Raw genomic sequence first — 15,398 nt, 5'->3', positions numbered from 1 at the left:
TATGCTCTATTTTATCAGCTCATTTGCTTTATCATAAACCAAATGATTTTCCCAACCACGATACAATAAATAGTCAATAAGCTTCTTCTTTTTCTTGTATTTGTCGGTCTCTTTTAAAGTTTGTGCTTTTTTTTCGGCTAAATCATTAAAAACTTCGATGTAATCCGCTTCTTCAATTTCCCTAAACGCCTGATTTACATTATATTTGGATATATCCTTTTTCTTTAATTCGAGTAAAAGTCTACGACGACCCCATTTTTTGATTCTAAACTTACCTCGAACAAAAGATTTAGCATAACGTTCTTCATTAAGAAAATTATGGTCCATAAGGTGTACAATTATAATATCTGTTGCTTCAGGTATCATATGCATACTTTTTAGTTTTTGTCTAACCTCTTGGTGACAACGTTCTTGATACGCACAATAATGCTCTAGCTTTTTTTTAGCTTCGTCTACAGTAAAAGTATTAGTTACATTCATGTGCTAAAAATAACATTATAATAATAAACTTTAAAGATTAACTTGATGGTACGTTATTATTTTTGTGAAACAATTTGACTGTAACACATTAACTAGCTGCTTGCCCAAATCCCTTGATTATGAAAAAAATCCTACTCGCTCTACTACTACTATTTTCAGTCACCTTTACTTTTGGTCAAACAACAATTGGCCAGCAAGATTTTGATGGTGGTTTACCCACTTTAAATTACACAAACTCGGCAGGTACAACAATAACTGGCTCAGGGCTTTTCCCTAATACACCAAACTACGTTTCTGCAACTACTGGCTTTGGTATTAATAACACAACAGGAACAATAGAGTTTTCTCCTGTAGACGCTTCAACTTATTCTAATATTGACTTTAGTGTTAGATTAGCATCTTTTGCAGGCACTTCAGGTAATGGTGCAGATGGTTCAGATTATGTAATAATTTCCATTAGTACTAATGGTGGGACAACCTATTCCGATGAATTAGAAATTAACGGAAATAACAACGCTAAATGGGGATTTAGTGGCACTAACGCAGGAACAGGTGTTGCAACTATTAATTACGATGGAAACAATACGACAGCTATATTTGCTCCTTTAGGTGGTGGAAACAGAACGACAGATGGGTATAGTTATTTATCAATCACAAATTTACCAAGCTCTTCAAATCTTAGAATAAAAATTGAAATGTCTAATAACTCGGATAACGAAACTTGGGTTATAGATGATGTTTTATTGGAAGGAGATGCTCCTACAGGACCAACAATTGTATTAAATCCAACAGCTTTAACAGGATTAGACTACACACTTGGAGCAGGTCCATCTACAGAGCAAACGTTTACTGCTGAAGGTTTTTTACTAACCTCAAATTTAGTGTTAACTGCACCAACTAATTTTGAAATTTCAACAACTTCTGGAGCTGGTTTTGGCACTACAGTTAATTTAACACCAGCTGTTGGTACAGTAACATCTACAACAATTTACACACGCTTAATTTCTGGTTTGACAGTTAACACGTATTCTGGTAACATTACAGCTACAAGTGCATTGGCAACAGATAAAACCGTTGCACTGTCTGGAGACGTTTTAGCACCTTTAGCAGAGGTTGTTATTACTGAATTATCTTACAACTCCTCTGGCGATGATGATGAGTGGATAGAAATATGTAATGTTTCAGGCAGTGCACAAGATTTAAGTAATTATATTGTAGATAACGGAAGTGTATTGTTTACTTTTCCTGCTGCTACAAGTATTGCAGATGGTACGTGTATCACTGTATCATTAGGTAGTAATGGAGATGGTGTTTATAATAATGATTGCCCTTTCACGCCAAATTATGGTATAGGTGCTTCGACAAATAATACAAATAATCTTAATAATACTAGTGATACCATTTTCTTATATGCTGCAAATGGAACAACAATAGCTGATAGTGTATTTTATGATGATGGTGATGGTGCAGACAATAATGGCTCAACATTACATGTTATTGATGCTACTCTAGATAACTCTAATACTGGTAGTAACTGGCAAGAAGTTGCAACAGGTGGTTCACCAGGAGCAAACACTTTAATTTCTCCTTGTTCTATTCCAGAGTTACAATTAGTGGACGACTCTAATACAGACCAAGCTTGTGGTTACTCTATAGCTTTTGGATCACAAGCCACAGGATTTAATTCAGACATTACTTTTGATATTGATAATGATGGTACTTTAGATTTAGATATCGCTTCCTTAGTACTAAGTGGTACAGACGCAACTAGCTTTAGTATTGTCACACCTGCAACACCTTTTACTGTTACAGCAGGTAGTACGCAAACTGTAACTGTTAGATTTACGCCTACGACTATAGGTGTTAAAAACGCTACACTTACAATAAACAACAATGATGCAAATGAAGGCACTTGTACTATTTTACTACAAGGTACTGGTACTACACCAGAACAAGAGATTAATGTAGAAGGAAATCTAGGAGCCTTTCCAGATATTGCTAATGGAGATATTACACCAAGCAGCTTAGACAATACATTATTTGCTGCTCAAAACATAGGAAACTCTCAAACTAAATCTTATAGAATTCAAAACATTGGAACAGCTAATTTAGATATTGCCAACATTACTGTTGGAGGAATTAATCCAGGTGATTTTACCATAAGTTTAAATCCTTCACCTTTTACGGTCACACCAAATCAAAATCCACCAGGTCTTTTTGAAATAACATTTTCGCCTATAGCTTCTGGAACCAGAACTGCTACCATTACAATAACTAATAACGATTTAGACGAGAATCCTTTTACGTTTACAGTACAAGGTAATGGATTATGCAATCCTGGAAGCATAACAATAGTACCAACATCTGGTCCAGAAAACACTATTGTAACAATAACAGGTACAAATTTAACAACAGCAACAGCAACCGTAAGCGGACTAGCTGCTACAGTTAATAATCTATCTGCGACCACAATGGAGGTTACAATTCCTACAGGAGCAACATCAGGAATTATTGAAATCACTGATGATTTAGGCTGTCCTGCAAGTACACCATTTACATTAATTGACAATTCAGGAAGCTGTGGTAACACTACAGGATTAATGATGACGGAAATCTATGATAGTTCATCAGGATCTTTAGGTTATATTGAAATTTTTAACGGAACAGGAGCTACTGTCGACTTAACCTTATATGAAATTAATCGTTTTGGTACATTAACCAGCACTAGTAGTTCACACGCTTATACATTCCCAACCACAGGAACAGGAAGTACAATAGCTGATGGTCAAGTATTGGTAGGAAAGGTTAGTACAGACACAGGAAGCGCACATGATTTTATCTTTGGTGGCTCTACAGCAGGATTTAATGAAGACGATAGGCTTGAGCTTACCTTAATAGCAACAGGCGTTGTTGTGGATGATTTCCATGACACGCTAGTTGGCGCTCCAGGCTATGTCTATAGAAGAAATACTGACGTGGTTAGCCCGAATCCTGCATTTGATGCTACAGAATGGACGACAGCAACATCAGGTGACATAAGCAACTTAGGTACGTTTGTAATACTTGCTAATACACCTACAATAACTTTACAGCCTCAGGATATAGATAATTGTAACGACGCTATTGTATTTACTACAGCAGCAACAGCTGGAAACTCAGGAACGTTAACATATCAATGGTATTATAACGATACGGTTTCTAATGGATGGACTAGTATAATTAGTACCTCTTTTGCTCCAGGAACAGTCACTGGAGAAACCTCAACCACATTATCAATCACAGGAGCAGACCTACAAGATTACCAATTTTATTGCGAGGTGACTGAAGATGCATCTTGTAGTACTGCTACAAATGCAGCACGTATTAACGTAGGCACAACAACATGGACTTTAGGTGCTTGGGATAATGGTACTCCAGACTTAAACACCAAAGTAATTATAAACGATAGTTATGATACTGCAAATTTTGGTAGTTTTAGCGCATGTTCTTTAACTATTAATAGCAATCCTTCTGGAACAGAATTTAGATTAACCGTAAATAATAACACTTACGTGGAAATTGAAAATGACGTTGTTGTTGACGGAGAATTATATGTCGAAACGCAAGGAAACTTTGTTCAGAATAACGATGCAGCAGCATTTACGCTAAATACTGATGGAGCATCCTTAGTTAACAAACGTACGACACCACTTAATAGTATTTATGAATACACTTATTGGAGTTCGCCAGTTGAAAATACTACCATTGGACAAGGTTTAGCTTTTGCTAATCCAAGTCGACGCTATGTATATAATGCTGTAAACTTTTTAGATAATTTAACTGAAATCAATAACACCAATACTTTTACTCCTGGACCAGACGGAATTGATGACGATGGAAATGATTGGGCATTAATACCAGGAAGCACAGTTATGACTCCAGGTGTTGGATACATATCTATGCATTCGCCAATTGGCTTTTCTGTCGGTTCTCAATACACTTATACTTTTGAAGGCGCTTTTAACACCGGAATTATTACTAGCCCAATTGCTTATAATGGTGCAAATGGAGATGAAGACTGGAATTTAATTGGTAACCCTTATCCATCTGCAATAGATGCTAATGCATTTTTAACTAGTAACGCTGCTTCTATACAAGGTGTCGCTTATTTATGGTCACACAATACACCTGCAAACGCAAATGCAAGCGGAAATGAAGGTGCAAATTTTAATAGTAGTGATTATGCCATCATTACAACTGGAAGTGGTAACACAGCAGGAGGAGATGGTATTATACCAACCAGCTATATACCATCGGGTCAAGCCTTTTTTGTACAAGGAGTTGCTAATAGTAGTGTAACGTTTAATAATAGTTTACGTACTGCGGATGCAACAAGTAATAGTCAGTTTTTTAGATCTAGTAATACATTAAGCAATAGACTTTGGGTAAACCTAACCTCAGACACAGGTGTGTTTCATCAAATACTAGTAGCTTATGTAAATGGTGCAACAGACGGAAAAGACAGTAAAGCCTATGACGCTAACAAAACACTTTATAATAATAATGCTGCTGAAATATTCACATCAGTACCAGGAGACTCTGACAAACTAGCAATACAAGGTAAGGCTCCAGAAAGCTTAACTATAGACGAAGTTATACCTGTAGGATTTAATACAAATATTACAACAGCAACGGTATACACGTTTTCAATAGCACAACTAGAAGGAGACTTTTTATCCAACAATACCGTTTATTTAAAAGACAACTTAATGTCAAGTCTTCATGACTTATCAAATAGTGATTATAACTTCACATCACAAACAGGAACATTTAATGATAGATTTGAAATTGTTTTTAAAGACACTAGCTTATCTGTTTCAGAAGAAACAATATCCGAACAAAACATTTCGATAATCGAAAACAAAAATAACGATATAACATTTAGCTTAACAAGTCAAAACTTAACCATAAAGTCTATTAAAATATATGATGTTTTAGGTCGATTATTATATGATTTAAAAGGAAACTCTGACACCGAAACTTATAACCTTTCAAACCTGAGTCAAGCTTCCTACATTGCACATATACAATTAAGTGATGGCCAATTAATTTCTAAAAAAGCTATCAAACAGTAATTATAGTTTACACTTTATCACTAAATAAAGAACTTCAACTAATAAAGTTGAAGTTTTTTGTTATAACAAGGTCTACAACCTATATTTAACTTGCTATAATCTTTTTAAAAAACCCTCAATGCAAGCTAAATCTTTACTTTTAATAGTTTCCTTACTTACCGTTTCACTAAGTTTATCACAAACTAAAATCGCTGAATTAAATTTTGAAACTCCTGGTGGCTACACGACTAATATTACCGAATTTACAGACAATGGTCGCGACTACTTTTTAAGAACAGACGGAACAGACTTTAACCATGGTCCAAACGGAGTCTTATTTAATAATTTACAAGGAGGCTTTTACTTTGCAGCACAAGACACAGATGGTGAAGGTGCACCTTTACCTGCTAGACTGTTTATTGAAAATATAGACATAAGTAATTATACAAACTTAGAATTTAGAGTACACTTAGCGGAAGACGACCAAACTACTAACGGTGGAACTAGAACAGAACATTGGGATAATGGTGATAATGTAAGATTTACATACGAAATTGATAATAGCGGAACCAACTCTAATTTATTATGGATAGAAAATGATAATGTTGGCGCAAACAGAGCGCCTTTAATAGATACTGATTTTGATGGCATTGGTGATGGTGTAGCAATTACAGATACCTTTACACAACATACTAGACCCATTACCGGAACTGGTAACCTTTTAGACATAAATATTAGAATACGATTAAACGGAAATCATGAAGATATAGCTATAGATAACATTGAGATTTGGGGAACGCAAAATTGCACCTCAACTGTAACTTGGGATGGCACAAATTGGCTACCAACAACTCCAAACAGATCTACCACTGCTATTTTGGCTAGCAACTACAACACTAGTACTGTTGGTCAACCTAGTTTTACTGCTTGTAGCCTAGTTATAAATCCTGGAGTTAATCTTACCGTTTCATCTAACGAGTATGTCCAAATTATTACAGATGTAACAAATAATGGTCGTATAGCTATTCAAAATACAGGCTCTTTTGTACAAGTAGACAACTCTGCAACTTATGATGATACAGGCAGTTCCTTTTTTACAACAGATAATGCAGCTGTAGTAGAAAGAAATACGTCCTTTATTAATCAATGGTATGAATACACCTATTGGAGTTCTCCTGTTGCTAACGAAACTTTTGGCAACGCCTTGTTTCAATCTAGTCAATATAGACGATTTGAATTTAACGCAGCAAACTTTGTTGACTCACAATACGAAACAAATAATGATAACACCTTAGTTAATGGTCCTGGAGTAGATGACATCGATGACAATGGAGATGTTTGGTTTTTAAAAGGATCTAGCGATTTAATGGCTCCTGGCGTTGGCTATACTGCTACACATTCTCAAGACGCTTTCATTTTTGGAGCTGGTAGTTATAGCTATTCATTTAGGGGTACATTAAATAATGGAAATATAACGGTTCCTGTTGAGAGAAATGATACCGAAACAAATGACACCAACTGGAATTTAATAGGTAATCCATATCCTTCTGCTATTGATGTTGATTTATTTTTTGCAGAAAACAATTACCAATCTAATCCAACCAATGGTAAACTTGATGGCGAATTATATTTATGGTCACACGCAACAGCTCCTGATGGTACAGCTAATGGTAATCAAGCCTTAAATTTTTCGTTTAGTGACTATGCTAGAATTAATGGAACAGCAGAACTTGCTGGTGGAGACGGAATAACACCTACTAGACACATACCTTCTGGTCAAGGTTTTTTTGTAACATATTCAGACAATCCTGCATCTGCAACTGGTACTGTTACTTTTAATAATGCCATGCGTGTTAAAAATAATAACACTCAGTTTTTTAGAGCATCCAATACAAATTCAGCTACAGCTACAATTACAAATAACAAATTATGGTTAAATATGACAACAGATACAGGTTTGTTTAACCAAACAGTTATTGGTTATGTTCCTGGTGCAACTGCTGCCAATGATGGAGCATATTACGATGCTAAAAAAAATGGTGCAACCATTGCTGATTTTTCATTTTACTCAGTATTACCAAGTGACTCAAAAAAATTAGCAATTCAAGGTAAATCACCAAGCGATTTAGATTTAAACGAAACTATAAACCTAGGTTTTTTCAATAACATTAATACACCAACAATTTATACTATATCTATTAATCAGTTTCAAGGTGAATTTTTATCAAACAACACGATTTACTTAAAAGATAATCTTACTAACACTTATCAAGATTTAAATGCAGGAGATTATTCATTTACTTCAGAAGCAGGTGAATTTAATAATAGATTTGAAATTGTATTTACTCAACCTAGTTTATCTGTTAACGAAACACTTATTACATCTGAGAATTTAATTATTTACGAAGACCAGAATGATACTGTGACGTTTTCATTAAACAACAAAGACCTGACCATAAAATCTATAAAAATTTATGATATGTTGGGTAGATTATTATACAACTTAAAAGGAGAAAATAATACCGAAACTTACAACCTTACAAGTCTTAATCCAACTGCTTATATTGCACAAATTGAATTAAGTAATGGCATAATACTTAGTAAAAAAGCTTTAAAAAAATAAACTATAAAAAAACCTCAATATTTACATTGAGGTTTTTTTTGTTATAATGTGTATTGTAAGGAGACTATCAGGTTCCTACCTGGAGCCGCAATCCCTGAAGAATACGTTTTGTAGCGTTGATCTGTAATATTCTCTAAAGCAGCAGACACCACTACAGCATCACCAATTTCGTATTGCGTTCTTAAATTTAAAGTGTACCAAGATGGTGAGTAAGGCTTACCGTTTTGATCCAATGCGTATATGTAATCTTTTTCAGCTTCTGAAGGTGCTAGTTGGTCAAATGACAACGCATTATTATAATTAACAAAACCGTCTACTTTAATCCTATTTTTTTGCCATACTAAATGTGTGTTTCCAAAATTAGGCACAACATGTCTAACTGGTACTTCTACACCATCTGTTTCCTCTGTACCACCAATAATATTGTATTGGGATGTTAATTTAAAAGCATCCGAAAAATTAACTTGTGCTCCAACTTCAAAACCATATATCCAAGATTTAGAAGCGTTTTGCATTGATTGCACATTACTTAACTCGCCATCATAGATAATCTGTGATTCACCATTTAAAGTACCATCCCTTCTAACCAAAGCATTATCCAAATAAGTATAATATGTTGCCATATCAAAAATAACCACTTTGTCAAAATTTAACTTTAAACCTAACTCTCCACTATAGGCATATTCTGGGTCTAAATCATCATTTGGCACTACAACAGATCCTGGTTCTGAGTCAAATACCTTTCCCGTATCATCAACATTTGGTGCTCTAAAAGCAGAGGACAAGTTAAATTTCCATTGTAATGTCTCATTAGGCACAAACGTTACACCTGCAGTCCCTGTTAAAGCATTTGCGGTATTATTAGATTCTGAAAATGGTAAATCTAAAAACTGGTTATTATCTGTAAAATCTGCTTTTTGGATTACTGTATTATATCTTAAACCTGTCTGAAAAACAAACTTTTTAGTTGGTCTAAATTTGTAGCTAGCATAAAGAGCTGCACTTTGCCAAGTGGCACCATCTGGATAACGAGATACTGTGTTTAAAGTAGTATTATTCTCTATGTTTTCAGTAAAACCAATTGATCCTACTTTATTGTATACATATTCAAAACCATAAAATATTTTTGATGTCGTGCTTAGTTCTTTTTCAAAATCTATATTAAACGAAACCGCATCCACAGACTCTTCTCTAACATTTCTATCAGTATCCTGAAAATCTCTATCCATTCTACTTTCTTGAAAATTTTGATAAGCTAAAGTTGTTTTTATGTTGTCATAAAACGTTGCATTACTGCTTCTTTTTGTAACGCTTAAATTAGACATAAACCATTTTTGTGGTCCATAATTCCATTCTGCAGATCTTAAATCATCACCTCTATAACGTATCAACCTATCATATCTTGAGTAATCAGAGGTTGTGGTATAGAACAATCCTAAATCAAAATCTAAATCATCGTTAGCTTTATAACTAACCTTTTGCATAACATTAATTTGATCATAACCTGTTGTTTTTTGAATTTTGGGATTATCATTAGGCACTATAACATCTTGATTATTATTTGTCACTACAAACTCTGGTCTTAGATATTCTGAAGGACCATGACTACCCATTCTTAAATCTCCAAAATCCGTGTAGCTAACATTAGTTAAAAACGCCCAATTTTTTAGACCAAAATTTAAATCAATATGTCCCGTTTTTTCTTTACTAGCAGTGGCATAACGCATCAATACATTACTTTTTACGTTAAGCGTATCTGTATAAGAAAACTCAGGTTTTTTAGTATAAAAACTCATTACACCACCAATTGCATCACTACCATAAATAATAGAACCTGCACCTAAAGTTACCTCTGTATTTTGAATAGATAAAGGATCTATAGAAATAACATTTTGAAGATTTCCACCTCTAAAAATAGCGTTATTCATTCTTACTCCATCCACAGTAATTAGTAATCTGTTGGTAGAAAAACCTCTAATCATTGGACTACCACCACCTAATTGACTTTTTTGTATATATACTTGACCTGTTCCCTCTAATAAATCTGCACTAGTCTGAGGATTAGTAAAGCTTATATCCTTGGCATTTATGGTAGCTATTGTTTTAGGAATCTCCCTTTTTGTTTGTCCAAAATTTGAGGCAGAAATAACAATTTCGTCCAAACCTTGTTCATTAGACTCAAGGAAGACTTTACTATTAGTAATATTACTTTTTTTAACTTGATGTATTGTGTGAGAAATATGCTGAAAGAATAGCACTTCTGAAGCATTAAAATTGCTTAAATCAGCCATACCATCTATATTAGTAATTTGACTTTTGGATTGACTTTTATTGTAAATAGCTACGCCTGCAATGGGTTGATTAGAGTCTATATCAATCACTGTAATTGATTGAGCAGACAAGGAAAGTGTAAAAAAAGTTATTAGATATAAACTTAATAATAATTTCATATTTTTAATTAAAAACATCATTGAGGATTTGTAAAGATTTTGGTTTTTTAAAGTTGCCTAAATGTAGTTCAAAATAGACTAAAATTATAGTTAAAAATGATTGCCTCTGTTTTGCACTAATTTTAATGGTTTTTATATCATCAAATGTCATGCCTAACAACTGTTTTAATAGTGTTAAATTTTCGCCAGTAATGGCATATTTAGAATTGTTTTCATGCTGAAACTCGCCATCCATTAAATTAAAATATGAAGCTGTATCAATCTCTGTTTGATCTGGATAAAAACCAAGATACTTAGTTAAATCCAAAAGAAATAATAGATGAAAATTTGAATAACTATCATTAGCATCTAACCACTGTAATGTGATTTGTATATATCTATAAAGTGCATCATTTTGTTCTTCTTCTTGTAATGCCTGAGCTAAGATTTCAGCCAAAAACATTACAATTGCACTTTTTAATATATTTGTATGAAGTGAAGTATACAAAAAATCTGTTTTTACATCTTTTATATATTGCAGCGACCTATTAGGTTTATAGTCTGTTTTTAATTGGAGTTGAGATAACGATTGAAAGTAAGCTACTTTTTTATTGCCTTTTTTGGAAGATAAAACCCCTTTTAGCAAGTAACTAACCGCACCTTGTTTTTGAGTATAACACTTAACAATCAAGTCGTTATCTTTAAATCTAAGTTTTGAGAGAACAATAGCGTTTGTTGTTGTTAACATTATCTAACCACCATCACTTTTAACACTTTAGTTTCAAAGGTATCTAAATCGTTTAACATGATTAGATAAACACCAGATGCCACAATATTACCTCCTAAATTTTTACCATTCCATAATGCTGTACCACCATCTATTTCAAGGTTATAACCTTTAAATCTAGAGTTTGTTCTAGACTCTGCTTCTGCTACCAAATTGCCTTCAATATCAACAATTTTAATATTTACGTTTTCTGATATGTCTCTAATTTTAACCTTCTCGGTTAGGATATTAAAATTAGGTCGTACTGGATTTGGGTATACGTAAGCATCTTCTAAGGTGCTTTTAGGTTTAGAGGCATCTGACTGAAAGGACACCATACCTTTGTCTGTTGCTATATATATAATACCGTTTACACTATCAATATCTACATCTAAAACATCGTTTGTAGGTAAAGGTGAATTATCTTTTGTAAAATGAAAGATGGTTTCTTGACCGTCTGACGAAAAATAATACAAACCTGTATCTAATGTAGCAATCCATTTATTATTAGATCCATCTACCTCGATATCTGTTATGTATTGTTGAAATAATAACTCTCTAGCAATACCATCATCTAGCACCACAATATTATCAACTTCTGGAAATCCTGACATAAATTGCTCTGTATTATAAACAATTCTTAAACCTTTATCTGTACCAAACCATAGTTGGCCATTACGGTCTATAGCAATACACTTTACTGATGGAGAAGGCATATTCTCTTCTTCTTCAACAATATTTTCAAAAATATAATTCCCTCCATTTTCGTTAAATCCTATTAGACCATATTGATGAGTACCCATAAAAATATTATTATTAGCGTCAAAAACTATGGATGAAAAACCATTATTACTGGTTGCTGGATCTATCAAATCTAAAAAGCTATATGAAGTCCACTCACCATCCTTATACCTATTTAAAGGAGACTCATACCTTGCATTTAAAACCCAATATGTTCCTTGACTATCAAAAGTTGAAGCAAAAACAAAACTATTGAATGTGAAAAATGGCTGGATGGTACTGTTCTCACTACTAAAAAATTCACTTGGCTGATTATTTTCTATTTCTAAAACACCAAATACAGACGAGCTAATGTAGGCCAAATCAGGATTGAATGGATTGATAGATACGTGAGAAAATGACAGAGGATAATCCGCAATTGGTCGAATGGAATCATAAACTATATTCTGCCATGCATCATCAAAATAATGACTAATTCCCGACCTCATCGTGGTAATAGCATAAGGGTTATATGTTACATCATAACCTCCATGTGTTCCATAAATATGACCTGCTAAAGTTTTTATTTTAAAAAACTTATTTAATAATGGACTGTCAGGATGTATTTCCTCTTGAATAGAGGTGTCTGTAACATTTGTTTTTAACAAACCATAACCAGGTTTAGCTGTTGAAAGTGTTCCTACAGTACCTACGTAAATCTGATTAGTCTCATCAATTACAGCACATGTGTACTTAGTAATATATTCTGGTATGTTTCCTACTTGCGCTAAATTTACAAATCCCTCTGGATTATATACATTAGCTTCTTTCTCTGTAGTAACAATTAATTGATTGTCAAAAGCTCTAATATCTACAATATTATTTGGATAAGTTGCTTTAAGCTGAACACCACTAGTTGTATATTCATAAACACTTCTATTTGTTCTTGACGCAAACAACTTATCACCAACTGCCTGTATACCTAACCAATAAAACCCTACTAAATGGTTCCATTCTTGATAATCTATTAAATTTGGGTTTGACAATGCTCCACTTTTAATACCTATAGAGGTTGCTGCAAAAATTTTATCTTCAAAAATAGTGGTTTGCGAAACAACTATTTGCGTACCATTTGAACCAATATAATAAGTGTCACCAAACTCTAAATTATTTATATCGTAAACAGAAATTCCGTAATCTGTAGCAACATATGCTTTGCCATCAAAAACATTAAAATGATTAATTTTTTTATCACTGGGTGGAATTGTTGGCTTTTCAAGAATATCTACAACAGATAAAATAGTATTATCACTTTCTTTATAAATTTGAATTAAACCATTTTCAAAACCTAGTAGTATCAAACTACTGTCCTCTATATATTGTATAGCAGAAATAGTCTCTCCAGATAACCCATTAATTGTAGAAAGTTTATCTAATACATTAGTGTTTTTGTCATAAATAAATACAGCATTTTCTGCAGCAGCAATAATTTTAGTGCTTCCTTGAGACACATCCTTAATGTCTAAATATGAGAAATGACCCTTCCAAGAGTCAGAAAAATCTTGCGCATTAGTCTTAACCACAAAAAGACAACTAAGCACTATAACAAACACATTGAAAACTATTTTGATTTTAGACATTTATAAAAGTAAATTAATAAAACTCAAAAATACTATAATTTATTGTATTGTGTGTCTGTTTTATACAACAGAAAACCCCTTAGTTACATTAAGCAACTAAGGGGTTTTTATAAAAATTACAATAAAATCTTAAACGACTCCTTGTGCTAACATAGCGTCTGCAACTTTAACAAATCCAGCAACATTTGCTCCTTTAACATAATCTACGGTTCCATCTTTTTGAGTTCCATATTTTACACAAGATGCATGTATATCATCCATGATTTGATTTAGTTTAGCATCTACTTCTTCTCTAGTCCAATTATAACGTAAAGAGTTTTGACTCATTTCTAAACCTGAAGTAGCAACTCCACCTGCATTAGATGCTTTACCTGGAGAAAACAATACTTTAGCTTTTTGAAGCACTTCAATTGCTTCTGGTGTTGTTGGCATGTTTGCGCCTTCTGCAACAGCAATAACATTATTATTTACCAAAGTTTCAGCTTCAGATTTGTCTAACTCATTTTGCGTAGCACAAGGCATAGCAATATCACATTTAACACTCCAAGGTCTTTCTCCTTCATGGAAGGTTGCTGAGCTATACTTATCTACATATTCACTAATTCTACCTCTATTAACATTTTTGATTTCCATGATATATGCTAATTTATCTGCATCGATACCATCTTTATCATAAATATATCCAGAAGAATCTGACATAGTTACTACCTTACCTCCTAACTCGGTTGCTTTTTCACAAGCATATTGTGCAACATTTCCTGATCCAGAGATAACAACTGTCTTACCTTCAAATGAATCGTTTTTAGTTGCTAACATGTTTTTTGCAAAGTATACTGTACCATAACCAGTAGCTTCTGGTCTGATTAAAGATCCACCATAAGATAATCCTTTACCAGTTAATACTCCTGTAAATTCGTTTTTTAAACGTTTGTATTGTCCAAACATATATCCTATCTCACGTCCACCAACTCCTATATCTCCTGCTGGCACGTCTGTGTTTGCTCCAATATGTCTAAATAATTCTGTCATAAAAGATTGACAAAAACGCATGACCTCGTTATCGCTTTTTCCTTTAGGGTCAAAATCACTTCCTCCTTTTCCTCCACCCATTGGCAAAGTTGTAAGAGAGTTTTTGAATAATTGTTCAAATCCTAAGAATTTTAAAATACTTAGGTTTACTGATGGATGAAAACGCAATCCACCTTTGTATGGCCCAATTGCCGAGTTAAACTCAACTCTAAAAGCTCTGTTAACTTGTGTATTTCCTTTATCATCAATCCAAGGTACTCTAAAAATTATTGTGCGTTCTGGCTCTACCATACGCTCTAACAACATCTTACCTTGATATTTTGGATTTTCTTCTATAAACGGAATTACAGTTTCTGCAACTTCGTGTACTGCTTGTAAAAACTCTGGCTCATTGCCATTTTTTTGTTTTACTAAATCTAAAAATGCTTCAATTTTATCTTTCATTATGTAAATAATTACGATAGTGTTATACAATCCATAAAAATGTGATACAAAGATACATTATCTTTATTTGTACACCTATTTTTTTTTAATTTTCGCAAACGTTATAGTAGAATTAATAAATATTAAAATTTAAAATAAAAGGCTACGTGTTATCTGTAAAATTTGTATGTTCGT

At 33.3% G+C, this 15,398-nt stretch carries 7 protein-coding genes; 2 read left to right on the top strand and 5 right to left on the bottom strand.

What is annotated here, in order from left to right:
- Positions 1–6: 6 nt before the first annotated feature.
- Positions 7–480 carry a regulatory protein RecX gene (locus tag V6251_RS04590; protein ID WP_341587223.1) on the bottom strand — a complete coding sequence of 158 codons (474 nt, stop codon included), beginning with the start codon at positions 478–480 and terminating at the stop codon, positions 7–9.
- A 119-nt stretch (positions 481–599) separates the two neighbouring features.
- On the opposite strand from V6251_RS04590, the gene V6251_RS04585 reads away from it, so the two are divergent.
- Complete coding sequence (locus V6251_RS04585; protein WP_341587222.1) at positions 600–5,594, top strand: choice-of-anchor D domain-containing protein; 4,995 nt, start codon at positions 600–602, stop codon at positions 5,592–5,594.
- Between the two features lie 118 nt (positions 5,595–5,712).
- Positions 5,713–8,196 (top strand): T9SS type A sorting domain-containing protein, encoded by a 2,484-nt coding sequence (locus V6251_RS04580; RefSeq protein ID WP_341587221.1) that lies wholly within the window; start codon positions 5,713–5,715, stop codon positions 8,194–8,196.
- 41 nt (positions 8,197–8,237) lie between these two features.
- Here V6251_RS04580 and V6251_RS04575 read toward each other — a convergent pair whose 3' ends face one another.
- The 4 genes from V6251_RS04575 to gdhA all read right to left on the bottom strand — a co-directional run bounded on the left by V6251_RS04575 (position 8,238) and on the right by gdhA (position 15,224).
- Positions 8,238–10,646, bottom strand: coding sequence for a TonB-dependent receptor (locus V6251_RS04575; protein WP_341587220.1), 2,409 nt, complete (start codon positions 10,644–10,646; stop codon positions 8,238–8,240).
- A 4-nt stretch (positions 10,647–10,650) separates the two neighbouring features.
- Entirely contained in the window at positions 10,651–11,373 is a 723-nt protein-coding gene (recO, locus tag V6251_RS04570) for a DNA repair protein RecO (RefSeq protein WP_341587219.1), read from the bottom strand.
- Entirely contained in the window at positions 11,373–13,751 is a 2,379-nt protein-coding gene (porZ, locus tag V6251_RS04565) for a type IX secretion system anionic LPS delivery protein PorZ (RefSeq protein ID WP_341587218.1), read from the bottom strand. Before porZ ends, recO begins: the two co-directional genes overlap by 1 nt.
- Before the next feature lie 129 nt (positions 13,752–13,880).
- On the bottom strand, positions 13,881–15,224 hold the full coding sequence (gene gdhA, locus V6251_RS04560) for an NADP-specific glutamate dehydrogenase (RefSeq protein WP_292943151.1): 1,344 nt from the start codon (positions 15,222–15,224) through the stop codon (positions 13,881–13,883).
- Positions 15,225–15,398 lie beyond the last annotated feature (174 nt).

The organism is Olleya sp. Ti.3.14 (genome assembly GCF_038154885.1).
In the GTDB taxonomy this organism is placed as follows: Bacteria; Bacteroidota; Bacteroidia; order Flavobacteriales; family Flavobacteriaceae; genus Olleya.
The sequence above is the reverse complement of the archived record's forward strand: the minus strand, read 5'-3'. Positions and strand labels throughout refer to the sequence as shown.